Raw genomic sequence first — 25,037 nt, 5'->3', positions numbered from 1 at the left:
GACCTGAGGGAGGGGCCGGCGAGCCGATCAGTGCGGGACGACCGACCGAAAGTGATGCGGGTGGACGCGAAAGACATGGGTGCCGACCTCAAGCAGGTGCTCATCACCAAGGAAGAGATCGACGCGAAGCTGGCCGAGCTGGCCGCGAAGATCGACGCGGAGTACGAGGGCAAGGACCTGCTCATCGTCGGCGTCCTCAAGGGCGCGGTGATGGTCATGGCCGACCTCGCCCGGTCGCTGTCCACCCCCGTCACCATGGACTGGATGGCCGTGTCCTCCTACGGCGCGGGCACCCAGTCCTCCGGTGTCGTCCGGATCCTGAAGGACCTCGACACCGACATCAAGGGCAAGCACGTCCTCATCGTCGAGGACATCATCGACTCCGGTCTGACGCTGTCCTGGCTGCTGTCCAACCTCGGCTCGCGCGAGCCCGAGTCGCTGAAGGTGTGCACACTGCTGCGCAAGCCGGACGCCGCCAAGGTCGCCATCGACGTCGAGTGGGTCGGCTTCGACATCCCCAATGAGTTCGTCGTCGGCTACGGCCTCGACTACGCCGAGAAATACCGCAACCTCCCGTTCGTCGGTACGCTCGCGCCCCACGTGTACGGCGGCTGAGTCCGGGCGTGAACGGCGGCTGAGTACGGCGGCTGATCCCGACGGTCCGGGGCAACCGGACCCGAAGGGCCCAAGCCCGTACGAAGATCGGGAACCCCGGCGGGGCCCGCGGCGTTGGAGCATGCAGACGGGCTTGGCGGCCCGCCCGTGCGGCTACGGGCGTCGAAGCTGGGGTACCGTCAGAAGAACTGTCTTATCAAACTCACTATGGCAGGAGGGACGGGGCGGCACCGCTCCGTATGGATGGACGTGAAGCGATACTTCCGTGGGCCGGTCATGTGGATCGTGCTGGCCGTCCTTGCCGTGGTCGTGTTGATGCAGGTCGTCGGCTCGTCCGGCGGCTACAAGACGGTGGACACCGGCCAGGTCGTCCAGGCGATCAACGAGAACAAGGTCGAGTCGGCCAAACTCACCACCGGCGATGAGTCGATCATCAAGGTCCAGCTCAAGGACGGCCAAAAGGTCGAGGGCAGCACCAAGATCCAGGCGAGCTACATCGGCGACCAGGGCGTCGACATCGCCAACACGCTGCAGAACAAGTACCAGCAGGAGCAGATCCCGGACGGCTACACCGTCTCGCCGTCGAAGCAGAACCCGTTCGTCGGCATCCTGCTCTCCCTGCTCCCCTTCGTTCTCATCGTGGTCGTGTTCCTGTTCCTGATGAATCAGATGCAGGGCGGCGGCTCCCGGGTCATGAACTTCGGCAAGTCCAAGGCGAAGCTCATCACCAAGGACACCCCGAAGACGACGTTCTCCGACGTCGCCGGATCCGACGAGGCCGTCGAAGAGCTCCACGAGATCAAGGAGTTCCTCCAGGAGCCGGCCAAGTTCCAGGCCGTCGGCGCCAAGATCCCCAAGGGCGTACTGCTCTATGGGCCTCCCGGCACCGGTAAGACGCTCCTCGCGCGCGCCGTCGCCGGCGAGGCGGGCGTCCCCTTCTACTCGATCTCCGGTTCCGACTTCGTCGAGATGTTCGTCGGTGTCGGTGCCTCCCGAGTCCGTGACCTCTTCGAGCAGGCCAAGGCGAACGCCCCGGCGATCGTCTTCGTCGACGAGATCGACGCGGTCGGCCGCCACCGCGGCGCCGGCCTCGGCGGCGGTCACGACGAGCGTGAGCAGACGCTCAACCAGCTGCTCGTCGAGATGGACGGCTTCGACGTCAAGGGCGGCGTGATCCTCATCGCCGCGACGAACCGGCCCGACATCCTCGACCCGGCTCTGCTGCGCCCCGGCCGCTTCGACCGCCAGATCGCGGTCGACCGCCCGGACATGCAGGGCCGTCTGGAGATCCTCAAGGTCCACCAGAAGGGCAAGCCGGTCGCCCCGGACGTCGATCTGTCGGCGGTCGCCCGTCGCACGCCCGGCTTCACCGGCGCGGACCTGAGCAACGTCCTCAACGAGGCCGCCCTGCTCACCGCGCGCTCCGACAAGAAGCTGATCGACAACCAGATGCTGGACGAGGCCATCGACCGCGTCGTGGCGGGCCCGCAGAAGCGGACCCGGATCATGTCGGACAAGGAAAAGAAGATCACCGCGTACCACGAGGGCGGACACGCCCTGGTCGCGGCGGCCTCTCCGAACTCCGACCCGGTCCACAAGATCACGATTCTGTCGAGAGGCCGCGCCCTCGGCTACACGATGGTCCTGCCGGACGAGGACAAGTACTCCACGACCCGCAACGAGATGCTGGACCAGCTGGCCTACATGCTGGGCGGCCGCGCGGCCGAAGAGCTTGTCTTCCACGACCCGACCACGGGCGCGGCGAACGACATCGAGAAGGCCACGGCCACGGCCCGGGCGATGGTCACCCAGTACGGCATGACCGAGCGGCTGGGCGCCATCAAGTTCGGCGGCGACAACACCGAGCCGTTCCTCGGACGTGAGATGGCTCACCAGCGTGACTACTCGGAAGAGGTCGCCGCGCTGGTGGACGAGGAAGTCAAGAAGCTCATCGAGACCGCGCACAACGAGGCCTGGGAGATCCTGGTCGAGAACCGCGACGTCCTCGACAACCTCGTCCTCGCGCTGCTGGAGAAGGAGACGCTGGGCAAGGAGGAGATCGCCGAGGTCTTCGCCCCCATCGTCAAGCGCCCGCCGCGACCCGCCTGGACGGGTTCCTCCCGCCGCACGCCGTCCACCCGTCCGCCGGTGCTCTCCCCGAAGGAGCTCGCACTGACGAACGGAGCCAACGGCGCGACTCCGGCGATCTCCACCGCCAAGTCGACGGTGGCGGAGCCCGCCCCGGCCACCGAGCCCGCTCCCGAGGAGCGTCCCGAGGGCTGACGCCCCCGCCCGGTGACTTCACCGGGCCCGGAATGGATGCCGTGCCCCCCATGGTTCTAGCCTGGGGGGCACGGCATTTCCGCATGCCCGCAGTTCAGACGCGTGACCCATACGCGCCACCCGCAAAGGAACGAGGCACCACATGACCGACCCCGTGACGCTGGACGGCGAGGGCCGCATCGGTGAGTTCGACGAGAAGCGCGCCGAGAACGCCGTACGCGAGCTGCTGATCGCGGTTGGCGAGGACCCGGACCGGGAGGGGCTCAGGGAGACTCCGGCGCGGGTGGCGCGGGCGTATCGCGAGCTGCTCGCCGGGCATACGCAGCAGCCCGAGGACGTCCTGACGACGACGTTCGACATCGGTCACGACGAGATGGTCCTGGTGAAGGACATCGAGATCGTGAGCCTGTGCGAACACCACATGCTGCCGTTCCATGGTGTGGCTCATATCGGGTACATTCCGGCCGAAAGCGGAAAGATCACGGGTCTTTCCAAGCTTGCGCGGCTGGTGGAGGTGTTCGCCCGTCGTCTTCAGGTGCAGGAACGACTCACCACGCAGGTCGCCGACTCCCTGATGAAGATCCTTGAGGCCCGGGGCGTGATCGTCGTCGTCGAGGCCGAGCACATGTGCATGTCGGTGCGCGGTATCCGTAAGCCCGGCGCCAAGACCACCACGTCCGCGGTGCGTGGACAGCTTCGGGACGCCACGACCCGGGCCGAGGCGATGAGCCTGATACTGGCGCGCTGACCCGGGCGGACCGCGAATTAGGCGGGTGTCAGGCCGTCGGCGCCGCCCCCGCGCCGTTGTGCTCGTCGTCCTCAGGGAGCTTGCAGACGCGCTCCAGGAAGATGGCTGCCGCTATGACGGCGATGCCGGCCAGGACCGAGAAGCCGGCGTAGATGGCCTGGTCGCGGCGGGCGGGGATCTCCAAGGACTCCAGGAGGAAGACGCCGGTGCCGCCGTACATGCCGGCGACGAGGGCGGCGACCAGGGCGCTGGCATGGCCGAAGACCACCGCGCGGGCGGCCATCAGAGGGTCGACGCCCTTGGCCTCCGGGCGGCGTTCGCGCTGGGCCTTGAGGCGGGCGCGGATCGAGATCGCCGTGGCGAGCAGCACCACGGCGATCAGGGCGAGGACGATGGGGGCGGCCAAGGGGACGCTGGGCAGGGTCCCGACGGCGTTCCACAGGCGGGCGCCTGCCCAGGACAGGACTCCGGCGATGATGAACACGCCGGCCAGCATCCTGATGCGCAGCTCTCTCACGGTGCCCCTTCAGCTCCCCCGGTCCGACGGACGGTGTCGTCCTGACCTTAACGACTACTCGGGCAGCCGGAGTTCCAGGTCCGCCCGCGGTTCCACGCCCTCGCGGGTGAGGGCGCCGAGCAGTTCGGCGACCGCGCCGTGACCCGGCAACTGGGCCTCTGGCTCCAGGTCGTGCCAGGGGGCGAGGACGAACGCCCGCTCGTGGGCGCGCGGGTGGGGGAGGGTGAGGACCGGGTCGTCGGAGATCACATCGGCGTAGGAAACGATGTCGACGTCGAGGGTGCGGGCCCCCCAGCGCTCGTCCCGTACCCGGTGGAAGGCTTCCTCGACCGCCTGCGCCCGCTCCAGCAGCGAGGAAGGGGGGAGGGTGGTCTTGAGGACCACGACCGCGTTGAAGTAGGAGGGCTGGGTGCCCGGCTCGACGCCCCAGGGCTCGGTCTCGTAGACGGGGGAGACGCCCTTGATGCGCAGGCCCGGGGTGTCCGCCAGCGCGTCGACGGCGCCCTGGAGGGTCTCCAGGCGGTTGCCCAGATTGGAGCCGAGGGAGATCACGGCCCGTTTGGGGTTGTGCAGGGTGGTGTCGGCGGCGTCGACCTTGTCGACGACGGAGGCGGGTACCGGCTGTACGGTCGGGTCGCTGGGGCCCTTGATGAACGGTGCAGTCATACTCGGCTCCGGGTGATGGTGACGGTCACGTCGTCGAAGGGGACCGTGATCGGCGCGTTCGGTTTGTGGACGGTGACCTCGACCTCCTTGACCGCCTCGTGCTTCAGACAGGCCTGGGCGATGCGCTCGGCGAGTGTCTCGATGAGGTCGACGGGCTCGCCCTGGACGACGGCCACGACCTCCTCCGCCACGATGCCGTAGTGCACGGTCTTCGCCAGGTCGTCGTCGGCGGCGGCCGGTCGGGTGTCCAGGCCCAGGACGAGGTCCACGACGAAGGTCTGGCCCTTCTCACGTTCCTCGGGGAACACACCGTGGTGCCCGCGGGCCTTGAGGCCGCGCAGCGCGACACGATCCACGCGAATCACTCCTGCAATCGTCGGTGACGGCCGGTCGGTGCCGCGTGCGGGCGGCACACCGGCCTCGAACGAATCTACCTGCGGGCACTGACAGGGCCGGGCCACGGGGGCGTGGGTCCGGTCCGGGCCCAGGAGGATTCATGGCGTGTTTCCTCCCCTGGGGAACCCGGCGGCTCACGGGTTGGTAGCCGCCCCTACCCGGCCAGGCGTGATTCCAACCACTCCTTGGTCCCGGCGGGGCCGTGCGGTCCCCTCGTGCGGGTGGCTCCCGTGAGCAGGCCCACCGGGGCGCGTACCCACTCAGGAGGGGGTGCTGTCGCCCTCTTCCTCGTCGTTTTCGGCCAGAACCGGTGAGGCGTGGTGCGACCACATCTTCCAGCCCTCGGGTGTGCGCCGGAACACGTTCGTGGCGACCACGAGCTGGCCGACGAGCGGGCCGAGCTCGTCGTCGCCCTCGGGGGCCGGCCCGCCGCTGAGGATGTTCTCGGTGCAGGTCACCAGGGCGGTGTCGCCGGTCACGGAGACATGCACGTCGGTGAGGAAGAACTGGATGTAGTCGGTGTTCGCCATGATCAGGGCGTACGACCTGAGGACCTCGCCGCGTCCGGTGAGCACCGGCCACCCGGGGTGCACACAGGAGATCACGCCGGTGTCGGCCGGGTCGTGGTAGGTCTCGTCGACGCCCAGGTCGGACGGGGTGAGCCAGAGCGAGGACAGCTCTTCGAAGTCGCCGCGTTCCATCGCCTCGTAGAAGGCGGTGTTGGCGGCTTCCACTTGTTCCACGTCGGTGTGGGGGGCGCTCACCGGGCTCCCTCGGTGCCGTGCCCGCCAGGGCGCTCGGCATGCGAGCCGGGCGCGTGTCCGCCGCCGCGCGCCTCGTCGACGGCGTGCACGACCCGTACCGCGTCCGCAGTGGCGCGTACCTCGTGCACCCGCACAGCCCACGCCCCCGCGTGCGCCGCGAGCGCCGATACGGCGGCCGTGGCCGCGTCGCGCTCACGGGCGGGCGGCGGTGCGGCCTGGGGGCCGGCGAGGACACGGCCGAGGAACCGCTTGCGGGAGGCGGCGACGAGCAGGGGCCGGCCGAGGGCGAGCAGGCGGTCGAGGTGGGCGAGGAGCACGAGATCGTGTTCGGCGTCCTTGGAGAAGCCGAGGCCGGGGTCGACGACGACACGGTCGGGGGCGATGCCGCCCGCCAGAACGGCCTCCACGCGCGCGTGGAGCTCGTCGACGACCTCGGTGACGACATCGTCGTACACGCCCCGGACGTTGCCGCCTTCAAGGAAGCCGCGCCAGTGCATGACGACGAAGGGAGCGCCGGCGTCGGCGACGACCGGGATCATCGCGGGGTCGGCGAGGCCGCCGCTGACGTCGTTGACGAGGGCGGCGCCGGCGGCGAGGGCCTGCTCGGCGACGGAGGCGCGCATGGTGTCTACGGAGACGGTGACGCCCTCGGAGGCGAGGCCGCGGACGACGGGGACGACCCGGCGCAGTTCCTCGTCCTCGTCGACCCGGGTGGCGCCGGGGCGGGTGGACTCGCCGCCGACGTCGACGAGGTCGGCGCCCTCCTCGGCCAGGGCCAGACCGTGCTTCACGGCGGACGCGGTGTCGAACCAGCGGCCCCCGTCGGAGAAGGAATCGGGGGTCACGTTGACGACCCCCATGACCGCGCACCGCCCCCACTGCGGAAGGCCCGTGACGCGCCCGCGTCCGCTCTGCTTGCTCATACGTTCAGCCTAGGCCCATGGCAGTCGCGTGACGTGCCGTGGCCCGAGCGGGAGCCCGTGGGGCACGGGGCCCGGGGCTCTCGCTCGGGACGGTCCCGGGGCCGTCAGGCGGCGCGGACGCTGCGTTCGGCCACCGCGTGCGGGCAGGGGCGCGGGGCGGTCGTACGCCGGCGCAGGAAGCGGGGCAGCGGCAGGGCCAGGTTCACGAAGCCCTCGGCCTGCATCGCGGCGAAGCCGAGGCGGGGCAGGTCCGCGGAGGCCCGGTAGACGACGAAGCGGGGCTCCCAGCGTGGCCGGAACTTGGCGTTGAACTTGTACAGGGACTCGATCTGGAACCAGCGGGAGAGGAACACCAGCAGTCCGCGCCAGGCGCGCAGCACCGGGCCAGCGCCGATCTTCTCGCCGCGTGCCAGGGCCGAGCGGAACATGGCGAAGTTCAGCGACACGCGCGCGATGCCGAGCTTCGGGGCGGCCTGGAGGGCGGCCACGATCAGCAGCTCGTTCATGCCGGGGTCGGCCGCGCGGTCACGGCGCATCAGGTCCAGGGAGACCCCGTCCGTGCCCCACGGCACGAAGTGCAGGATCGCCTTGAGGTCGCCGTAGGGACCGGGTTCCTCGTCGGCCTTGTGGGCGGTGGCGATGAGGCAGTCGCCGTCGGCGGGGTCGCCGACCCGGCCGAGCGCCATGGAGAAGCCGCGCTCGGTGTCGGTGCCCCGCCAGTCTTCGGCGGCGCGGCGGATGCGCTCCAGTTCGCCCTCACCGAGGTCACGGACACGACGTACCCGGGTCTCGTAACCGGCGCGCTCGATGCGCTTGACCATCTGGCGCACATTGCGCATCGCGCGGCCGGCGAGCGAGAAATCCGGGACGTCCACCACCGCCTCGTCGCCCAGTTCGAGGGCGTCCAGCCCGGTCTCGCGGGTCCACACCTCGGCGCCGGTCTCGGAGCAGCCCATGACGGCGGGCGTCCAGGAGTGGGCCTTGGCCTCGTCCATGAAGCGCTCGATGGCGCCGGGCCAGGCCTCGACGTCTCCGATGGGGTCGCCGCTGGCGAGCATCACGCCGGAGACGACCCGGTAGGTCACCGCGGCCTTGCCGCTGGGGGAGAAGACGACGGCCTTGTCGCGGCGCAGCGCGAAGTGGCCGAGGGAGTCGCGACCGCCGTGTCTGTCCAGCAGGGCGCGCAGGCGGGCCTCGTCGTCCTCGGTGAGGCGGGCGGCGGGGTGTTCGGGGCGGAAGGCGAGGTAGATCGTGGTGACCGCGGTGATCCAGCCGAGGGCGCCCAGGGAGAACGCCACCGTCCAGGAGGTGTTGCCCCGGTAGTCGACCGGGCCCTCGAAGCCGAACAGGCCGTACAGGACGTGGCTGATGCGGTCGGCCAGGCTCGGATCGCCGAGCAGGGTGCTCGGGTGGGCGCTGACGATGATCAGCCCGAGGGCGAGGGAACTCGCGCCCATGAGGACGAAGTTGGCCAGCGCCCGCCACCTGCTGCGCGGGTCGGGCAGCGCCGCGAACTGGTCGCGGTGGCGCAGCAGGGCCACGAGCAGTACGACGGAGATGAGGACGCCCAGCACGGAGTGGCGGTACATGAACTGCGCCATGGCTCCGGCGGGCAGCAGGACCACGGCGGCCCGCCAGGCCCGTCGCTTGCCGCGTTTGAGCCCGTGGGCGAGCAGCAGCAACAGCACGCCCGCGCTGAGCGACAGTGCCGCCGCGAACGGGCCGAACGCGCCGGGCAGCACCTCGGCGAGGGCGTGCATGCGGCTGTGCCGGAAGCGTGGGAAGACGCCTGCCGCGATGTTCAGCAGGCCGACCAGGGCGCAGGCCCGGCCGACGAGAACCGGAACGGCCTCGGGGCGCGGGCCCCGGAGCAGAGTCCGCACCCGGCCCGACAGATGCCGTATCCGGCCTGCTCGTTGCGGAACCCCGCCCGACATTTCCACATCTGTCCTGACAGACATCGCATCCCATTAGTGCTGCGAGAGACCTTGGATCCGGTGCCGATTCGGGCATCCGGCGACATTGCGCCCTCTAGGACGGTGTCTCGAGGGGAGAGGTTCACTCGGCTCCCCAAAACCGTTTCAACGGCCATGGAAAGTCCGGGGCAAGCCCTTGCGAAAGAGCGGGGGAGGCGGTGCGGGGGGCAGGTGTCCGCGCGTCCGGACGGAAAGCGCGGACAGGTAACCATCGATGGGTCTCACGAGCGACAAGCTGCTGGCGTCGGCGGTGCTGGCCGCCCTACTGCTGTTCGTCGGCACGGTGTGGCTGTGGCCGCGGTTGGCGCGGCCCGGCTGGCGGGCCGTGAGCGGACGGGTCGGCCTGCTGTTCTCCACGCAGTTGGCGCTGTTCGCGGCGGTCGGCCTCGCCGCCAACCAGGCTTTCGGGTTCTACGCCAGCTGGGCCGATCTGCTGGGGCAGGAGAAGGAGCAGGGCGTCGTCGTGGACCACACGCCGCAGGGCGGGCCGCTGCGGGTGGTGGAGACCCGGCGTGTGCCCGGGGTGGCGAGCGGCGGGCCGCAGTCGGTCGGCCGGATCCAGAAGGTCGACATCGTGGGCCGTACGACGCACATCGCCACACCCGCGTTCGTCTATCTCCCGCCCGAGTATTTTCAGCCGGAGTACCGCACGCGTACGTTTCCCGCTTCCGTGGTGCTGACCGGATATCCCGGTACGGCGCAGGCCCTGATGGACAAGCTGCACTATCCGCGCACGGCCGCGAGGCTCGTCGAGGAGGGCCGTATGAAGCCGACGATCCTGGTGATGATGCGGCCGACCGTGGCGCCGCCGCGGGACACGGAGTGCGTGGACATCCCCGGCGGGCCGCAGACCGAGACGTTCTTCGCCAAGGACCTGCCCGAGGCCGTGAGCGGCCACTACAGAATCGCGGGGAATCCCGGCGGCTGGGGCATCATCGGCAACTCCACGGGCGGTTACTGCGCGCTGAAGCTCGCCATGCACCATCCCGAGGTGTACGCCGCCGGAGCCGGACTTTCCGCCTACTACAAGGCGCCGATCGACGCCACGACGGGTGATCTCTTCCAGGGCGACGAGGAACTGCGCAATCGCGCGGACCTGTGGTGGTACCTCAAGCACATGCCGGCTCCGGACACTTCACTGCTTGTCAGCAGCAGCAAGGTTGGAGAATCCAACTACCGCGACACCTTGAAGCTCATTGACCGTGTCAAGGCCACCAAGCGGACGCGGATCTCGTCGATCATCCTCGAAAGCGGCGGGCACAACTTCAACACCTGGCGGCGGGAGATTCCCGGAACGCTGGAGTGGATGAGCGACCGGTTGAGCGGCAGGTGACTTGGCCGATCGCATGACCGACCGGGGCTTGTGATCTTGGTTGTTGGTGTATTCGGTACGGATCTGATTCCTGATGCCGCGCGAACGACTCGGGATGGCTGTGTTTTTACGGGGCGGGGCACCAAGATTCGCCTACGCGCGGTAAGTTTCTGGCCATGCCACGTGGACGTCACCGTCATTCCCCGCCCTTGCACAGGCTGCTGCCCCCGTCGGCGATCGCAGGCGTCTCCGTCGTCTGCGCCCTTGCGCCCTGGGTGTTCACCGAACCCATGGTGTTGCGCGGCCTCGCCGCAGCCGCCGCGGCGACGGCGGTCGTCGGCGCGGTCGTCATGCGCCGCTGGGACGCACAGGCGGGCAAACAGGTCGCCGACCTCACGCGCGCGCGTGCGAGCGACGAGTGGCGCCACGAGGAGCGGGTCGCCGAGCTGGAGACCGATCTCGAGGAGTCGCGCGAGCTGCGGGTGAAGCTGGAGCAGCGGCTGCGGGCCAAGCGGGCGGAGCTCGCGGGGCTGCGCAACGAACACGCGGCGCTGCTGCGGCGGTACGCCACGGCGGAGGCGGACCGGGCCACGGTCCTGGAGGAACGCCGGGTTCTGGAGATAGAGGCGGCCACGCCCGCGCGTGCGCTGCCGCCGGTGCCGGTCGCCGCCGCGGCGGACGCGGAGGCTGTGGCTGCTTCCGTCGAGGCCGAGGGGACGAAGGCGGACGACGCGCGGAGCGAGGGTGCGCAGGCCGGCCGGGCGAACCCGGAGGCCGCGCGGGCCGAGGACGCCCAGGAGGAGCCCGCCGAGAGCGCTACGGCGGTGTTCTCGCCGGAGGGGTCCCGCCTGTTCCTGCGGGCCCAGGCGGCGTTGGCGCGGTTCGACGGGGAGGAAGAGGCCGGGGAGTCCGAGCGGGACGCCTCCACGGAGGCCCTGGGCGCGGGCGGCTCGGCCGAGGCCGGGGAGGGGCCGGCGGAGGACGCCGAGACCCTGAAGGGCGACTCGGGCAAGAACGTCTCTGCCGGCGGCGACGCTGCTGGGAACGTCTCTTCTGAGTACGCCTCTTCCGAAGACGTCTCTCGCGAAGACAGCTCTCGTGAAGTCGGCTCCCCCGAGTACGGCTCTCGCGAGAACGACTCCGCTGCGAACGCCACCTCCCCGAACGTCCCTGCGCAGAGCGAGTCCGCGCAGAGCGAGCCCCCGGCGGACGAGCCGCCGACGAACCTGTCCCCGAAGGGTGACGGCCCCTCCAAGGGCGAGCCGGCCATGGACGGAGCGGAGGGGTACAGCGCCACCGGCGTGACGGCCGGCAGGTCGACCGTCGGTGCGTCCGAGGTCGTCGAGTCGTCCACCGGCGTGGCCGGCGGGTCGGTGGCCGCCGAGGCCGGTGTCATGGAGGCGGGCGCGACCGGCGGAGCCGGAAGCGAACCCGCGCTGGAGGACGAGGCGCGGGGGAAGCCCGAGGCGGTCGACGGGCATGAGCGCGCGACCGCCACCACCACGGCGGGCGCGCTCGCCAAGACCGAGCCGGCCCTGCCTGCGTCCCAGCCGCGCACAGGGCACTTCATCGCGCCGACCGCCGTGGCCGTCGTACCGGCGACGCCCGCCCGGCGTCCGTCGGTCGAGGGCGGCTTCGACTTCTTCGGTACGAAGACGGGCCCGGAGGCGTCCGCGATCGAGTCCGTCCAGAACGAGGACCTCGCCGACGTCGTCGGCCAGGAGGCCCTCGCCCTGCACAAGGCCGAGTCCGAGGCCGAGTTCAAGCCGGCGGACGAGGAGTCCCGGGGCATCGGGCAGGTCATCGACCTGACGGCACACGACGAGACGGAACAGATCGACGTGCAGGGGCTGCGGAGCGCGGTTTCCTGACGCGTGCCGCATTCCTGAACCCTTGCCGCACTCCTGAGTGGTTGCCGCTTGACTGACGCCTTGCGGCCGGTGGCCGGGCCGGCCACCTCGGGCTCGGCTCAGCCGCCGTGCTGCGCGGCGGCCTCGTCGCGTCCCGCCATCCACCGGTCCGGCCGGGCGTCCCTGCGGCCCGTGCGCGATCTCTCCGCCTGCGTCCGCAGCAGCTCCGCCGCCTCTCCAGCGGCCCTCAGACGCGCGGTGACCGTCTTGTCGGCCCCCGTGTCCACGTGGACGTCGGCAACGCCGCACCGCCGCTCCCAGGGCCCCTGATCCAGCCGTACGCTCTGCACCTTCGCATGCGGTACGAGCGCCAGGCTGCGCCGCAGGAGTCCGCTCCGGGCGGCGAACACCGCGTCCGTGACGGCCAGGCCGTGTCCACGCCACCACAGCGGCACGCAGCGGCCCGCCCGCCGGGGAGGGCGGGACAGGGACGCGGGCGGTGGCACGGTCACGCCGGGCAGCACGCGCGCGACGACCGATTCGGCGACCTCGCGCGGGGCGACCGGCAGCAGCACCGAGTTGGACGATCCGGCCACGTCCAGCTCCACCCGGACCCAGCCGCGCCGCCGCCACAGCAGCGGCTCGACGATCCGTACGGTCTGCACGCGGCCCGGCGGCACCGTCTCGTGCGCGCGGTCGAGCAGACCGTGGTCGAGGCGCAGCCCGTCCTGGGACTCGCCCACCGTCCAGTCGTACTCGGTGACGAACCGCCCCACGCTGTTCGCCCCCGCGGCGCCGAACAGCGGCACCGCCGTCGCGAGAACCGTCCACACGCTCTCCGTGACCAGCCAGAGAATCGTCGGGACGGTCACCGCGGCGGCCAGCGTCCCCCAGGTGGCGCCGGTCAGGACGAGCGAGACGGCCAGCACGCCCGGTGGCACGCGGAGCAGTTGCTGCGCGGGCGCCTCGCCCACCTCGTGCGCCGTCTCGGGCGCGAAACCGGCGGCACGCGCGAGGAGTTCCGCGCGCAGCGAGCGCGCTTCCTCGGCGCCCAGGAAGGCGAGTTCGTCCTTCTTGTCGGCGCCTATGACGTCGAGTTTGAGCTTCGCGACGCCGGCCATGCGCGCGAGCAGCGGCTGGGTGACGTCGACGGCCTGGATGCGTTCCAGCCGGATGTGCGCAGTGCGCCTGAACAGCAGACCGGTACGGATGCGCAGTTCGCTGTCGGTCACCGCGAAGTGGGTGAACCACCAGGTGAGGAAGCCGTACAGGGCGGCCAGGGGGACGATCACGGCGAGCGCGATCAGCAGCGTGGTGGTCGTCAGCCTGGTCAGCTGGCGCTGCGCCTGGTCCGGATCGTGCGCCGCCCACCCGATGAGCACGGCGACGGGCGCCCACGCCCGCCTCAGCGGCGTCACGGGGTGCAGCCGCCGCTCGCTCACGGCGCGCTGCTCGCCGATGGCGTCGTCGACGCCGGGCGCCGTCACAGTCCCGCCGATCGGGCCTCGCCGAGCTCGGTGAGCCGGTCGCGCAGTCGTTCCGCCTCGGCCGGGTCGAGGCCGGGGATCGTGGCGTCGGTCGCGGCGGCGGCCGTGTGCAGCTGGACGCTGGCCAGCCCGAAGTGCCGCTCGACAGGGCCCGAGGTGACCTCGACCAGCTGCATCCGGCCGTACGGCACGACCGTCTCCGCGCGCCACAGCACGCCCCGGCTGATCAGCAGGTCGTCGGCGCGCTCGGCGTAGCGCCAGGAACGCCAGTTGCGGCCGAGCATCACCCAGCCCCACACGATCAGCGCCGGCGGCAGCGCCGCGAACGCCGCCCAGGCGGGCCCGGCGAGCAGCCCGAGCAGCAGCCCCAGGCCGATCGTCAGCAGCCCCAGCCACACCACCAGCAACAACCTGCGCATACGGAGCAGGCCCGGCGGCAGCCCGGTCCAGTCGGGCTCGGGCTCGGGCCCTGGCTCGGCCACGCCGGGCCGGTCCGGGCGCTCGGCCGCCCCGCGCGCCGCCCGCTCGTCTCCCGCAGTCCCCGTGTTCTCCGGGCTCCCCGTCTCCATGGGGCCAGCGTACGTAGGGGAGACTGTGTCCATGACTCCTACGACGGAGACCATGGTCGGTATCGGCGGCGCCGCGGAGAGCACCGACATGGTGCTCAACATCGGCCCCCAGCACCCGTCCACGCACGGCGTGCTGCGCCTGAAGCTGGTTCTGGACGGCGAGCGCATCACGCGCGCGGAGCCCGTGATCGGCTACATGCACCGTGGCGCCGAGAAGCTGTTCGAGGCCCGCGACTACCGCCAGATCATCATGCTGGCCAACCGCCACGACTGGCTGTCTGCGTTCTCCAACGAGCTCGGCGTCGTCCTCGGCGTGGAGCGCATGCTCGGCATGGAGGTGCCCGAGCGGGCGGTGTGGACCAGGACGCTGCTCGCGGAGCTCAACCGGGTGCTGAACCACCTGATGTTCCTGGGCTCGTACCCGCTGGAGCTCGGCGGGATCACTCCGATCTTCTACGCCTTCTCCGAGCGCGAGGAACTCCAGCACGTCATGGAGGAGGTCTCCGGTGGGCGTATGCACTACATGTTCAACCGGGTCGGCGGCCTGAAGGAGGACCTGCCGGCCGGGTGGACGGCACGCGCGCGTACCGCCGTCGCCGATGTGCGCTCCCGTATGGACCGGTTCGACGACCTGGTCCTCGGCAACGAGATCTTCCGGGGGCGCACCCGCGGCGTGGGAACCCTCACCCCTCAGGCCGTGCACGCCTACGGCGTGAGCGGGCCGATCGCCCGGGCCTCGGGCGTGGACTTCGATCTGCGCCGCGACGAGCCGTATCTCGGGTACGGCGAGCTGGGCGACGTCCTGAAGGTGGTGACCCGTGAGGAGGGCGACTGCCTCGCCCGGTTCGAGTGCCTTCTGGAGCAGACGCACAACTCCCTGGACCTCGCCGACGCCTGCCTCGACCGGCTCGCCGATCTGCCGCCCGGGCCGATCAACCAGCGGCTCCCCAAGGTCCTCAAGGCTCCCGAGGGCCACACCTACGCCTGGACCGAGAATCCGCTCGGCATCAACGGCTACTACCTGGTCAGCAAGGGCGAGAAGACCCCGTACCGGCTGAAGCTGCGGTCCGCCTCGTACAACAACATCCAGGCACTGGTCGAGCTGCTGCCGGGGACGCTGGTCGCGGACATGGTGGCGATCCTGGGGTCGATGTTCTTCGTGGTGGGAGACATCGACAAGTAGGGGGCGCCGACGAGCCGAGGGTTCCGGGAGCGGGACCTCGGCCGGTCAGCCCGGCTCGTCGAGCGGGTTCCCGTCGAGCGGGTTCCCGTCGAGCGGGTTGGGAATTCCAACCGGCTGGACCAGCCAACCGAAGTCGCCCAGCCCGCCCTTCGCCGTCAGCTCGGCGGCCTCGCCCGCACTCGCGAGGGCGCGCACGTACTCGGCCGGGCGCGTGGAGGCCAGTGCGAGCGGGGGACGGGCGCCGGTGATGCCCAGGGCGCGCAACGCGGCGCGCTGCGTCAGCAACAGCGTGCCCGGCAGGGCGCACGCCGTCGCGCACGCGTCCAGCGCGACATGCGCGGTGATGTCGCACGACCCGTCCGGCACGGGCGCCGTCTCGCGCCCCTCCCGAAAGCCGGTGAGCGTCCCGAAGGGCGGCCGTGTCCGCGCGGTGTGCGCGTAGTCCGCGGCGATCGCGAGCCCCCGCTCCAGTGCCGCGACCGCGCGGGCCCACGCCTCGTCCCTGGGCAGCCCGATCTCGGCCCGCGCCCCCTGCGCCTCCCCCAACGGCCACCACCGCGCCAGCCAGCGCGCCTCCGCCCCGCCGACCGGCTCTCCCAGGCGCTCGGCGCCGTCCCGTCGTACGAGGACCAGGCGCGGTACCCCCGCGGGGTCCACCTCGACGACCTCCAGGGGGACGTTGTCCAGCCACTCGTTGGCGAACAACAGGCCCGTGATCCGCTCCGGCGGCTCGGGCAGCCACTCGATCCGGTGATCCAGGGCTTCCGGGCGGCCGGCGACCTCGACGGCGTACGCACGCGTGCGTGCCGCCACCTCGGCGGGCAGCACGGTCAGGACGCGGGTGATCAGCTCGCCCCGCCCCGCGGCCATGTCCACGAAGTCGAGCGTCTCGGGCCGGCCCAGCGTCTCGTCGACCCGGCACAGCAGCCGGGCCACGGCGTCCGCGAAGAGCGGCGAGGCGAGCACGGACGTACGGAAGTGGCCGGCCGGTCCCTCCGGGCGGTGGTAGAAGCCGTCCGGCCCGTAGAGGGCGGCCTGCGCCGCCGCACGCCACCCGCGCCACTCACCTGCCGATTCCGCTGTCACCGGGCCAGGCTAAGCGCACAGGGGAACGCGACCTCCACCTTGGGGAGTACGTGTGTGTGACGGGGATCGGCCCTCCGGTTGACCCCTGCACGCATCTCGCTTCCCTACGCTGGGTTACGTGCAGCGCCTCTATGACTTCATCCGCAGGCACCCGACATGGGTCGACGGCTTCTGGGCCGTCCTCCTGTTCGGGATCTCGGCGCTGGGCACGGCCGTCCAGGAGGGGAGCGGGCAGGAGCCCCCGGGCACGGAGACCACGGCGGTCGTCTTCCCGGTCGTCCTGCTGCTGTGCCTGGTGATCGCGCTGCGTCGGCGCATGCCGGAGAAGATGCTGCTGCTGGCCATCGGCCTGGGCGTGGCTCAGCTGGTGCTGGACGTGGCGACGACGCCCGCCAACTTCGCCTTCCTGGTGATCACCTACACCGTCGCCGCGACCGGCGCCCGCTGGGCCTCCCGGCTCGCGCTGGCCATGGGACTGTGCGCGGCGCCGCTGGCGCAGCTGCGCTGGCCGGAGCAGGACGCGAGCGCCCTGGGCACCGTGGCCCTGATGGTCTTCATGACGGTGCCGTTCGCGCTCGCCTGGGTGCTCGGCGACTCGATCCGCACCCGGCGCGCCTACTACGAGCAGCTCGAGGAGCGCGCGACCCGGCTCGAGAAGGAGCGCGAGGCGCAGGCCAAGGTCGCGGTCGCCGCCGAACGCGCCCGGATCGCGCGTGAGCTGCACGACGTCGTCGCCCACAACGTCTCGGTCATGGTGGTACAGGCCGACGGCGCCGCCTATGTCCTCGACGCCGCGCCCGACCAGGCCAAGCAGGCCCTGGAGACGATCTCCTCCACCGGCCGCCAGGCCCTCGCCGAGATGCGCCGCCTGCTTGGGGTGCTGCGCACCGGCGAGCACCAGGAGAGCGGCGAGTACGTCCCGCAGCCCGATGTCGAGCAGATCGAGGACCTGGTCGAGCAGTGCCGCGGCTCCGGCCTGCCCGTCGACTTCAAGATCGAGGGCACCCCGCGCCCGCTGCCCAGCGGCGTCGAGCTGACCGCCTACCGCATCGTGCAGGAGGCGCTCACCAACACCCGCAAGCACGGCGGCCCCAACGCGGGCGCGAGCGTGCGCCTGGTCTACTTCGACGACGGCCTCGGCCTGCTCGTCGAGGACGACGGCAAGGGCGCCCCGCACGAGTTGTACGAGGACGGCGGCGCCGACGGCAGCGGGCACGGCCTGATCGGCATGCGCGAGCGGGTCGGCATGGTCGGCGGCACTCTGGACGCGGGCCCGCGCCCGGGCGGAGGATTCCGCATCAGTGCCCTGCTGCCGCTCAAGCCGGCGACCTGACGCCGGACCATGCTCACGGTTGACACCTGTAACGCTCCTGTACACGGACACGGAAGACACGGAAGAGGACCTCGATGACGATCCGCGTGATGCTCGTCGACGACCAGGTGCTGCTGCGCACCGGGTTCCGGATGGTGCTTGCCGCCCAGCCGGACATGGAGGTCGTCGCGGAGGCGGGCGACGGCGTCGAGGCCCTCCAGGTGCTGCGCTCGACCCCCGTCGACGTGGTGCTGATGGATGTGCGCATGCCGAAGCTGGACGGCGTGGAGACCACCCGCCGGATCTGCTCGGAGCCCGAGCCGCCCAAGGTGCTGATCCTGACCACCTTCGACCTCGACGAGTACGCCTTCTCCGGGCTGAAGGCGGGCGCCTCCGGCTTCATGCTCAAGGACGTGCCGCCCGGCGAACTCCTCGCCGCCATCCGCTCGGTGCACAGCGGGGACGCCGTGGTGGCCCCCTCGACGACCCGGCGTCTGCTGGACCGGTTCGCGCCGATGCTGCCCTCCGGCGGCAAGGAGCCCCAGCACAAGGAGCTGGAACGGCTCACCGACCGCGAGCGCGAGGTCATGGTGCTGGTCGCGCAGGGCCTGTCCAACGGCGAGATCGCGGCCCGGCTGGTGCTGTCCGAGGCCACGGTGAAGACCCATGTCGGCCGCATCCTGACCAAGCTCGGGCTCCGCGACCGGGTACAGGTCGTGGTCCTGGCCTACGAGACGGGTCTGGTGCGGGCGGGCGGGCACGGCTGAGGGCGCATGCAGGGTGACGCTGACGGTCTGGTGATGCCGAGGCGGTCCGTCACCGCAGCAGGGCCTCCAGGAAGTCGCTGCCCAGGCGTGCCACCGCGGCGACGTCCAGCTGGTGCAGGACGTACCGCCCCCGGCGGCGGGTGGTGATCAGGCCCGCCTTCTTCAGGACGCCCAGGTGCCGGGATATCTCGGGCGCGGTCATGCCGTGGATCTGGACGAGCTCGCTCGTGGTGTACGTGCTGCGGGCGAGGTTGCGGCAGAGCTGCATCCGCACCGGGTGGGACAACGCGGTCATCCGCAGCGTCAGTTGGTCGACCGGAGGCGGCGCGGCGATCCCGGGCGAGCCGGCCGGATAGTGCACCACCGGCTGCCAGCCGTGCCGGTGCAGCACCATCAGATGCGGCCAGCCCAGGCTCGTCGGCACCAGCAGGAGACTGCTGTTCTTGATGACGGTGTGGCCCTGCCGCAGCTTGTCGATGGTGATCCGGCCCGCGCTCTCGTCGACGCTCACCGCCGGGGACACCGCGGTCAGCGCCTCGCTCAGCCCCTTGTGTCGCAGCAGGTCGGTTTTGTGGCGGGCATCAGCCGCGAGTTGATGGCTCAGCCGGGACCAGGCGTCCGCGAAGAACGTCTCGTCGCAGTCCTCCAGGAACTGCCGCAGCCAGGCCCGGATGCGCGGCGGGTCCTCCAGCAGACGCTGGCTGAAGCGCAGTTGCTGCGGTCCGCGCGCGGCGGCCAGCTCGAGCGCACGTCGGCGCAGCTCCTCGTCGGCCAGCACGTCGGGCGCCTGCGTGGCGTACGGCAGTGCGCAGGTGAACTCGAGCGCCGCGTTCACGAACTGTTCGTCCGTGAGCTTGTCCAGCAGGTCCAGTTCCTCGGCGAGCGTCGCGCCGGGCAGCACTCCGCCCGGGATGCCCGCGTACGGCAGGAACAGGTCCGAGAACGTCGTCCGCCACAGGAAGTCGGCCTCGCACATCCGGTCGGCCAGATGCGGGTCCAGCCGGGCCGTCACGCCCGTCACCCAGCCCTGGAGGCCCGGGTGGTGCCCAGGCTCCGACATGGCGTGCAGCGCCATGCCGAGCTCGGCCAGGGGCGAGGGCACGACGGCGAGCCTCTCCGGCCGCAGCCCCGCGATGTCGATGCTCACGCTCATGCCCTCATGGTGCACCCCGCCACTGACAACGCGGCCGTCGATTGACGGCAGCCGTCAATCGACGCGACGCGGGCCGCCCACCCGACGCAGCCTGGGAGCACCGGGGCAGCCGCGGAGCCCGATCCCACGTCACATCTCCCTACGTCCCGTAAAGGCCGTGTACGTCATGAGCATCACGCAGCAGCATCTCCTCGACACCTACCGTGCCCTGCGGCTCGGTGAGATCGCCCCGCCGGCGCCGGGCGCCCACGACCGGCAGGTCGTGCGGGAATGGCGCGCCGACCGGCGGTTCCGGGCAGTCGTCGCCGGGCGGCCCGCCCAGGGGCGGATACGGCGCGCCCTGAGCCGGTGGCTGCCGCACCCGCGGCCGGGTGCTACGCGCTGACCGTGCCGATGAGCCGGGCCACGAACTCGGCGAGAGCCTCCTTGACGTCGCCGTCGGTCCACTCGAGGCCGGCGGCGCGCACGGAGACCTCGGTGCAGGCCAGGCCCGGCCCTCGCGCGTCCCAGCCGGAGGCGAAGAGCAGGGTCCCCGTCTCCTCCGCCTGGCGCACCGCCGCCTCGGACAGCGTCGGCGCGTCGTACGGCAGCCAGACCTGGAACTCGTGGGTGTGCGGTACCCCGGGGTGCACCCGCGCCCACGCCACCCCCGCCTCGGCGAACCCCTCACGCAGTGCGGCGGCGACCACGCGCGCGTGGGCCACGTACTCCGGCAACCGGGGCAGCTCGCGCTCCAGCCCGGCGAGGGCCGACAGGACGGTCGGGAACTGCTGGAAGACCGTGCCGCCGTACCGGTGGCGCCAGGCCCTGGCCTCCTCCACCAGCGTCCTCGGTCCGGCGAGCGCGGCGCCGCCGAAGCCGTCGAGGGACTTGTAGAACGAGACGTACACGCTGTCCGCGAGGCCCGCGATCTCGTCCAGGGGGCGGCCGAGCGCGACGGTGGACTCCCACAGGCGCGCGCCGTCGAAGTGCACCACCGCGTCGCGCTCCCGTGCCGCCTCCACGACCGCCGTGAGCTCCTCCCACGTGGGCAGGACGAAGCCGGCGTCCCGCAGGGGCAGTTCCAGCATCAGCGCCCCGAAGGGCTCGTCGAGGTCGCGTACCTCGTCGGCGGTCGGCAGCCGGGGCTCGCTGGTCGGGTGCACCGGGCGCAATCCGCTGACCTGGCTGAACGCGTGCCGTTCGTACATCTCGGGATGGGCCAGCGGATGCACGGCCACGGTGGGGCTGCCGGTGCGGCCCGCCCAGCAGCGCAGGGCGACCTGCTGGGCCATCGTGCCGGTCGGGAAGAACGCGGCGGCATCCATGCCGAGCAGCCCGGCGACCTTGGCTTCCAGGGCTTCGACGACGCCGTTCCCGTACAGGTCGGCGGGTTCGTCCAGGTCGTACACCTGCGGTGCCGTCTCCTGGAGGAGCGCGAGCCGTTCGCGGAGCGTGCCCCTGGCACCCGGGCGTGACAGGATGCGCCGGGCCTCCCGCTGGGCGACCGCCCGCCGCTCGCCGAGCCGCTCGCGCGCCGACCGCTCCCCGCCCTGATCCGCCGTATCGCTCATGCCCGGGATCATGCCGTGCGCCCACGCGCGCGGGCACGCGCTTTTGCGGGCACGCGCTTTTCCGGTCCGTTCCCGGGTGCGTTTTCCGGTCGCGCGTATCGCTTTCCCGGGCGGCGTGCGATAACCCACAGCCTGTGGACAACCGAACCCCCGTGGAACCGATCGCGTTAACATGACGAGAAATCGTCCGGTACCCAGAGCGGACTGGAACGGGAAGGCCTCCGTCGCGTGAGTACAAGCCAACAGCCAGATCCCAAGGACCGCCCCGCGCGGCTCGCCGTCGGCGTGGTCGGCGCCGGTCGCGTCGGCCCCGCGCTCGCCGCGTCGCTCCAGCTCGCCGGGCACCGCCCGGTGGCCGTCTCCGGGGTCTCCGACGCCTCCCGCCGCCGGGCCGCACAGCTGCTCCCCGACGTGCCGGTCGTGCCGCCCGCCGAAGTCCTCCGGCGCTCCGAGCTGGTGCTCCTGACCGTCCCCGACGACGCGCTGCCCGGCCTGGTCGAGGGCCTCGCCGAGACCGGTGCCGTACGGCCGGGGCAGCTGCTGGTGCACACCTCCGGGCGGTACGGCGCGAAGGTCCTGGACCCCGCCCTGCGCGCGGGCGCGCTGCCCTTGGCCCTGCACCCGGCGATGACGTTCACCGGCACCCCGGTGGACGTCCAGCGGCTGGCCGGCTGTTCCTTCGGGGTCACCGCGCCCGAGGAGCTGCGGCTGGCCGCCGAGGCCCTCGTCATCGAGATGGGCGGTGAACCCGAGTGGATCGCCGAGCAGATGCGCCCGCTCTACCACGCTGCCCTCGCGCTGGGCGCCAACCACCTGGTGACGCTGGTCGCCCAGTCCATGGAGCTGCTGCGCGAGGCGGGCGTGACGGCCCCCGACCGCATGCTGGGCCCGCTGCTCGGCGCCGCCCTGGACAACGCCCTGCGCTCCGGTGACGCCGCGCTCACCGGCCCCGTCGCGCGCGGCGACGCCGGCACCGTCGCGGCGCACGTCACTGAGCTGCGCCGGCACGCCCCGCAGACCGTCGCCGGCTATCTGGCGATGGCCCGTGCGACCGCCGACCGTGCGCTCGCCCATGGACTGCTCAAGCCGGAACTCGCCGAGGACCTCCTCGGGGTACTCGCCGACGGGGGAACCGCCGGGACCGACGGCGCCGAGGGAGACGCCCGATGACCACCACCCTGTTGCGCACCGCCGACGAGCTCCACGCGCGCGTGCGCCACGGCCCCCGCGTCGTCGTGATGACCATGGGCGCCCTGCACGAGGGCCACGCCACCCTCGTCCGCACCGCCCGCGGGATCGCCGGACCGGACGGCGAGGTCGTCGTCACCGTCTTCGTGAACCCGCTCCAGTTCGGCAAGGGCGAGGACCTCGACCGCTACCCGCGCACCCTGGAGGCCGACCTCAAGATCGCCGAACAGGCGGGCGCGGACGTCGTGTTCGCCCCGGCCGTGGACGAGGTCTACCCGGGCGGCGAGCCCCAGGTCCGCATCAGCGCCGGGCCCATGGGCGAACGCCTGGAGGGCGCCTCCCGCCCCGGCCACTTCGACGGCATGCTCACCGTCGTCGCCAAGCTGCTCCACCTCACCCGCCCCGACGTCGCCCTGTACGGCCAGAAGGACGCCCAGCAACTCGCCCTGATCCGGCGGATGGTGCGCGACCTGAACTTCGGCGTAGAGATCGTCGGCGTCCCCACCGTGCGCGAGGAGGACGGCCTCGCGCTCTCCAGCCGCAACCGCTACCTCTCGCCCAAGGAGCGGCGCACCGCGCTCGCGCTGTCCCAGGCCCTGTTCGCCGGCCGGGACCGGCACGCGGCGCAGGAAGCGCTGCGCGCACGGGCCCGCGAAGTGCCCGCCACACGCGCGCGTGCCGAGGCGCTCAGCGCCATAGGGGAGTCCCGCGCGGCGGCCGACACCCACGCCGTCGCCAAGGCCGTCCCCGGCGCCGCGGCGGCCGTCCGGGCAGCCGCCCGCCTCGTCCTCGACGAGGCCGCACGCCTCGACCCGCCGCTCGAACTGGACTACCTCGCCCTCGTCGACCCCTCGGACTTCACGGAGATCACCGAGCTCGCGGACGAGTTCACCGGCGAGGCCGTCCTCGCCGTCGCCGCCCGGGTCGGGACGACCCGGCTGATCGACAACGTCACCCTCACCTTCGGAGCCGCCTCGTGACCAGCACAGGCATACGACTGCACGCGCCCGCCCCCGGGTGGTCCATCGACGCGGACGTCGTCGTCGTCGGCTCCGGCGTCGCCGGCCTCACCGCCGCCCTGCGCTGCGAGGCGGCCGGCCTGACGACCGTCGTGGTCACCAAGGCCCGCCTCGACGACGGCTCCACCCGCTGGGCCCAGGGCGGCATCGCCGCGGCCCTCGGTGAGGGCGACACCCCCGAACAGCACCTGGACGACACGCTCGTGGCGGGCGCGGGCCTGTGCGACGAGGAAGCGGTCCGCATCCTCGTCACCGAGGGCCCCGACGCCGTACGCCGGCTCATCGAGACCGGCGCCCACTTCGACGAGTCCGAGGAAGGCGGCCTGGAACTCACCCGCGAGGGCGGCCACCACCGTCGCCGTATCGCCCACGCGGGCGGCGACGCGACCGGCGCGGAGATCTCCCGCGCCCTCGTCGAGGCGGTACGCGCGCGTGGCGTGCGCACGGTCGAGAACGCCCTCGTCCTGGACCTGCTGACCGACGCCGAGGGCCGTACCGCGGGCGTCACCCTGCACGTCATGGGTGAGGGGCAGCACGACGGCGTGGGCGCCGTCCACGCCCCCGCGGTCGTCCTCGCGACCGGCGGCATGGGCCAGGTCTTCTCGGCGACGACGAACCCGTCCGTCTCCACGGGCGACGGCGTGGCCCTCGCCCTGCGCGCGGGCGCCGAGGTGAGCGACCTGGAGTTCGTCCAGTTCCACCCGACCGTCCTCTTCCTCGGCCCGGACGCCGAGGGCCAGCAGCCCCTGGTCTCCGAGGCGGTCCGCGGCGAGGGCGCCCATCTGGTCGACGCCGACGGCGTGCGCTTCATGGTGGGACAGCACGAACTTGCCGAGCTCGCGCCCCGGGACATCGTCGCCAAGGGCATCATGCGGCGCATGCAGGAGCAGGACGCCGAGCACATGTTCCTCGACGCGCGGCACTTCGGCGCCGACATGTGGGAGCACCGCTTCCCGACCATCCTCGCGGCCTGCCGCGCGAACGGCATCGACCCGGTCACCGCCCCCATCCCGATCGCCCCCGCCGCCCACTACGCCTCCGGCGGCGTACGCACCGACGCCCGGGGCCGGACGACCGTCCCCGGCCTGTACGCATGCGGCGAAGTGGCCTGCACGGGCGTGCACGGCGCCAACCGTCTCGCCTCCAACTCGCTCCTCGAGGGCCTGGTCTACGCCGAGCGCATCGTCGCGGACATCGCGGCGTCCCGGACGGCGAACGGCCTCCACGCGCGCGTGCCGCACCCGGTGCCCTACCCCGAGACACCTGAGCACCCGCTGCTCGCGCCCGAGGCACGGTTCGCGATCCAGCGGGTCATGACGGACGGCGCCGGCGTGCTGCGCTCCGCCGACTCCCTCGCCAAGGCCGCCGAACAGCTCCAGCGGCTGCACACCGACGCCCGCGACGCCCTCGCCGAGAACGGCAAGACCGCCGAGCCCGGCGTCGACACCTGGGAGACCACCAACCTCCTGTGCGTGGCCCGCGTCCTGGTGGCCGCCGCGGAGATCCGCCACGAGACGCGCGGCTGCCACTGGCGCGAAGATCGCCCCGACCGCGACGACACGACCTGGCGCCGCCACATCGTCGTACGCCTGAACCCCGACCGCACACTGGCCGTGCACACCACCGACACCGCCGACTTCCCCCCGACCCGGCCCCAGGAGCAGTGACAG

Annotated in this window: 23 protein-coding genes; 12 read left to right on the top strand and 11 right to left on the bottom strand. The window is 71.8% G+C overall.

Annotation, left to right across the window (positions count from 1 at the left end; genetic code table 11):
* Positions 1-54 precede the first annotated feature (54 nt).
* From hpt to folE, 3 genes are all read left to right on the top strand, one after another.
* Positions 55-615 (top strand): hypoxanthine phosphoribosyltransferase, encoded by a 561-nt coding sequence (gene hpt, locus ACHBTE_RS28170; RefSeq protein ID WP_394727110.1) that lies wholly within the window; start codon positions 55-57, stop codon positions 613-615.
* A gap of 243 nt (positions 616-858) precedes the next feature.
* Entirely contained in the window at positions 859-2,898 is a 2,040-nt protein-coding gene (gene ftsH / locus ACHBTE_RS28165; RefSeq protein ID WP_394727108.1) for an ATP-dependent zinc metalloprotease FtsH, read from the top strand.
* A 142-nt stretch (positions 2,899-3,040) separates the two neighbouring features.
* Positions 3,041-3,646 carry a GTP cyclohydrolase I FolE gene (gene folE / locus ACHBTE_RS28160; RefSeq protein ID WP_269641216.1) on the top strand — a complete coding sequence of 202 codons (606 nt, stop codon included), beginning with the start codon at positions 3,041-3,043 and terminating at the stop codon, positions 3,644-3,646.
* A gap of 28 nt (positions 3,647-3,674) precedes the next feature.
* Here the strand turns inward: folE and ACHBTE_RS28155 are convergent, their stop codons facing one another.
* The 6 genes from ACHBTE_RS28155 to ACHBTE_RS28130 form a co-directional block, all read right to left on the bottom strand.
* The gene (locus ACHBTE_RS28155; protein ID WP_394727042.1) at positions 3,675-4,163 is read right to left on the bottom strand and encodes a DUF3180 domain-containing protein; all 489 of its coding nucleotides are present in this window, start codon (positions 4,161-4,163) and stop codon (positions 3,675-3,677) included.
* A gap of 54 nt (positions 4,164-4,217) precedes the next feature.
* The gene (folK, locus tag ACHBTE_RS28150) at positions 4,218-4,829 is read right to left on the bottom strand and encodes a 2-amino-4-hydroxy-6-hydroxymethyldihydropteridine diphosphokinase (protein ID WP_394727040.1); all 612 of its coding nucleotides are present in this window, start codon (positions 4,827-4,829) and stop codon (positions 4,218-4,220) included.
* Positions 4,826-5,185, bottom strand: coding sequence for a dihydroneopterin aldolase (gene folB / locus ACHBTE_RS28145; protein WP_394727038.1), 360 nt, complete (start codon positions 5,183-5,185; stop codon positions 4,826-4,828). The genes folK and folB overlap by 4 nt, the downstream gene beginning before the upstream one ends.
* A 300-nt stretch (positions 5,186-5,485) precedes the next feature.
* Positions 5,486-5,989 (bottom strand): nuclear transport factor 2 family protein, encoded by a 504-nt coding sequence (locus tag ACHBTE_RS28140; RefSeq protein WP_394727036.1) that lies wholly within the window; start codon positions 5,987-5,989, stop codon positions 5,486-5,488.
* A complete protein-coding gene (gene folP, locus ACHBTE_RS28135) occupies positions 5,986-6,912 on the bottom strand; it encodes a dihydropteroate synthase (RefSeq protein WP_394727034.1) in 927 nt (308 codons plus the stop codon). The genes ACHBTE_RS28140 and folP overlap by 4 nt, the downstream gene beginning before the upstream one ends.
* A 104-nt stretch (positions 6,913-7,016) precedes the next feature.
* Positions 7,017-8,849 carry a phosphatidylglycerol lysyltransferase domain-containing protein gene (locus ACHBTE_RS28130; RefSeq protein WP_394727106.1) on the bottom strand — a complete coding sequence of 611 codons (1,833 nt, stop codon included), beginning with the start codon at positions 8,847-8,849 and terminating at the stop codon, positions 7,017-7,019.
* Between the two features lie 253 nt (positions 8,850-9,102).
* Here ACHBTE_RS28130 and ACHBTE_RS28125 point away from each other — a divergent pair, with 253 nt between their 5' ends.
* Together ACHBTE_RS28125 and ACHBTE_RS28120 are read left to right on the top strand one after the other, a co-directional pair.
* Complete coding sequence (locus ACHBTE_RS28125; RefSeq protein WP_394727031.1) at positions 9,103-10,221, top strand: alpha/beta hydrolase; 1,119 nt, start codon at positions 9,103-9,105, stop codon at positions 10,219-10,221.
* 155 nt (positions 10,222-10,376) lie between these two features.
* Positions 10,377-12,071: a hypothetical protein gene (locus tag ACHBTE_RS28120; protein WP_394727029.1), complete on the top strand. Its 1,695-nt coding sequence runs from the start codon at positions 10,377-10,379 to the stop codon at positions 12,069-12,071.
* 98 nt (positions 12,072-12,169) lie between these two features.
* Here the strand turns inward: ACHBTE_RS28120 and ACHBTE_RS28115 are convergent, their stop codons facing one another.
* Positions 12,170-13,537: a PH domain-containing protein gene (locus ACHBTE_RS28115; RefSeq protein WP_394727027.1), complete on the bottom strand. Its 1,368-nt coding sequence runs from the start codon at positions 13,535-13,537 to the stop codon at positions 12,170-12,172.
* The gene (locus ACHBTE_RS28110; protein ID WP_394727025.1) at positions 13,534-14,106 is read right to left on the bottom strand and encodes a PH domain-containing protein; all 573 of its coding nucleotides are present in this window, start codon (positions 14,104-14,106) and stop codon (positions 13,534-13,536) included. Before ACHBTE_RS28110 ends, ACHBTE_RS28115 begins: the two co-directional genes overlap by 4 nt.
* A gap of 31 nt (positions 14,107-14,137) precedes the next feature.
* Here ACHBTE_RS28110 and ACHBTE_RS28105 point away from each other — a divergent pair, with 31 nt between their 5' ends.
* On the top strand, positions 14,138-15,289 hold the full coding sequence (locus tag ACHBTE_RS28105) for an NADH-quinone oxidoreductase subunit D (protein WP_394727024.1): 1,152 nt from the start codon (positions 14,138-14,140) through the stop codon (positions 15,287-15,289).
* A gap of 45 nt (positions 15,290-15,334) precedes the next feature.
* On the opposite strand, the gene ACHBTE_RS28100 is transcribed toward ACHBTE_RS28105, so the two are convergent.
* On the bottom strand, positions 15,335-16,375 hold the full coding sequence (locus ACHBTE_RS28100; protein ID WP_394727023.1) for an SAM-dependent methyltransferase: 1,041 nt from the start codon (positions 16,373-16,375) through the stop codon (positions 15,335-15,337).
* 118 nt (positions 16,376-16,493) lie between these two features.
* Between ACHBTE_RS28100 and ACHBTE_RS28095 the strand changes: the two genes are divergently transcribed.
* On the top strand, positions 16,494-17,708 hold the full coding sequence (locus tag ACHBTE_RS28095; protein WP_394727022.1) for a histidine kinase: 1,215 nt from the start codon (positions 16,494-16,496) through the stop codon (positions 17,706-17,708).
* 74 nt (positions 17,709-17,782) lie between these two features.
* A complete protein-coding gene (locus ACHBTE_RS28090; protein ID WP_394727021.1) occupies positions 17,783-18,454 on the top strand; it encodes a response regulator in 672 nt (223 codons plus the stop codon).
* A 49-nt stretch (positions 18,455-18,503) separates the two neighbouring features.
* Here ACHBTE_RS28090 and ACHBTE_RS28085 read toward each other — a convergent pair whose 3' ends face one another.
* Positions 18,504-19,607 (bottom strand): DUF5937 family protein, encoded by a 1,104-nt coding sequence (locus ACHBTE_RS28085; protein ID WP_394727020.1) that lies wholly within the window; start codon positions 19,605-19,607, stop codon positions 18,504-18,506.
* A gap of 166 nt (positions 19,608-19,773) precedes the next feature.
* Between ACHBTE_RS28085 and ACHBTE_RS28080 the strand changes: the two genes are divergently transcribed.
* Positions 19,774-19,992: a hypothetical protein gene (locus tag ACHBTE_RS28080; protein ID WP_394727019.1), complete on the top strand. Its 219-nt coding sequence runs from the start codon at positions 19,774-19,776 to the stop codon at positions 19,990-19,992.
* Here ACHBTE_RS28080 and ACHBTE_RS28075 read toward each other — a convergent pair.
* Positions 19,982-21,160: a threonine aldolase family protein gene (locus ACHBTE_RS28075; RefSeq protein ID WP_394727018.1), complete on the bottom strand. Its 1,179-nt coding sequence runs from the start codon at positions 21,158-21,160 to the stop codon at positions 19,982-19,984. The two genes, ACHBTE_RS28080 and ACHBTE_RS28075, sit on opposite strands and share 11 nt — an antisense overlap.
* Before the next feature lie 228 nt (positions 21,161-21,388).
* On the opposite strand from ACHBTE_RS28075, the gene ACHBTE_RS28070 reads away from it, so the two are divergent.
* The 3 genes from ACHBTE_RS28070 to ACHBTE_RS28060 are packed head-to-tail and all read left to right on the top strand — an operon-like array spanning position 21,389 to position 25,034.
* Entirely contained in the window at positions 21,389-22,330 is a 942-nt protein-coding gene (locus tag ACHBTE_RS28070) for a Rossmann-like and DUF2520 domain-containing protein (protein WP_394727017.1), read from the top strand.
* Positions 22,327-23,328, top strand: a complete 1,002-nt coding sequence (gene panC / locus ACHBTE_RS28065) for a pantoate--beta-alanine ligase (RefSeq protein WP_394727016.1) — start codon at positions 22,327-22,329, stop codon at positions 23,326-23,328. The genes ACHBTE_RS28070 and panC overlap by 4 nt, the downstream gene beginning before the upstream one ends.
* Positions 23,325-25,034 carry an L-aspartate oxidase gene (locus ACHBTE_RS28060; protein ID WP_394727014.1) on the top strand — a complete coding sequence of 570 codons (1,710 nt, stop codon included), beginning with the start codon at positions 23,325-23,327 and terminating at the stop codon, positions 25,032-25,034. Before panC ends, ACHBTE_RS28060 begins: the two co-directional genes overlap by 4 nt.
* Positions 25,035-25,037: the final 3 nt, after the last annotated feature.

The sequence above is a fragment of the Streptomyces sp. M41 genome (genome assembly GCF_043673425.1).
Classification (GTDB): domain Bacteria; phylum Actinomycetota; class Actinomycetes; order Streptomycetales; family Streptomycetaceae; genus Streptomyces.
Note: the sequence above shows the minus strand (reverse complement) of the source record. Positions and strands in the feature narration are given on the sequence as shown.

Bases quoted from the DNA above. Each gene is read 5' to 3' on its own strand.
- hpt (WP_394727110.1), top strand. From the start codon at position 55: ATGCGGGTGGACGCGAAAGACATGGGTGCCGACCTCAAGCAGGTGCTC.
- ftsH (WP_394727108.1), top strand. From the start codon at position 859: ATGGACGTGAAGCGATACTTCCGTGGGCCGGTCATGTGGATCGTGCTG.
- folE (WP_269641216.1), top strand. From the start codon at position 3,041: ATGACCGACCCCGTGACGCTGGACGGCGAGGGCCGCATCGGTGAGTTC.
- folK (WP_394727040.1), bottom strand. From the start codon at position 4,829: ATGACTGCACCGTTCATCAAGGGCCCCAGCGACCCGACCGTACAGCCG.
- folP (WP_394727034.1), bottom strand. From the start codon at position 6,912: ATGAGCAAGCAGAGCGGACGCGGGCGCGTCACGGGCCTTCCGCAGTGG.
- ACHBTE_RS28130 (WP_394727106.1), bottom strand. From the start codon at position 8,849: ATGTCGGGCGGGGTTCCGCAACGAGCAGGCCGGATACGGCATCTGTCG.
- ACHBTE_RS28125 (WP_394727031.1), top strand. From the start codon at position 9,103: ATGGGTCTCACGAGCGACAAGCTGCTGGCGTCGGCGGTGCTGGCCGCC.
- ACHBTE_RS28120 (WP_394727029.1), top strand. From the start codon at position 10,377: ATGCCACGTGGACGTCACCGTCATTCCCCGCCCTTGCACAGGCTGCTG.
- ACHBTE_RS28110 (WP_394727025.1), bottom strand. From the start codon at position 14,106: ATGGAGACGGGGAGCCCGGAGAACACGGGGACTGCGGGAGACGAGCGG.
- ACHBTE_RS28105 (WP_394727024.1), top strand. From the start codon at position 14,138: ATGACTCCTACGACGGAGACCATGGTCGGTATCGGCGGCGCCGCGGAG.
- ACHBTE_RS28090 (WP_394727021.1), top strand. From the start codon at position 17,783: ATGACGATCCGCGTGATGCTCGTCGACGACCAGGTGCTGCTGCGCACC.
- ACHBTE_RS28085 (WP_394727020.1), bottom strand. From the start codon at position 19,607: ATGAGCGTGAGCATCGACATCGCGGGGCTGCGGCCGGAGAGGCTCGCC.
- ACHBTE_RS28080 (WP_394727019.1), top strand. From the start codon at position 19,774: ATGAGCATCACGCAGCAGCATCTCCTCGACACCTACCGTGCCCTGCGG.
- ACHBTE_RS28075 (WP_394727018.1), bottom strand. From the start codon at position 21,160: ATGAGCGATACGGCGGATCAGGGCGGGGAGCGGTCGGCGCGCGAGCGG.
- panC (WP_394727016.1), top strand. From the start codon at position 22,327: ATGACCACCACCCTGTTGCGCACCGCCGACGAGCTCCACGCGCGCGTG.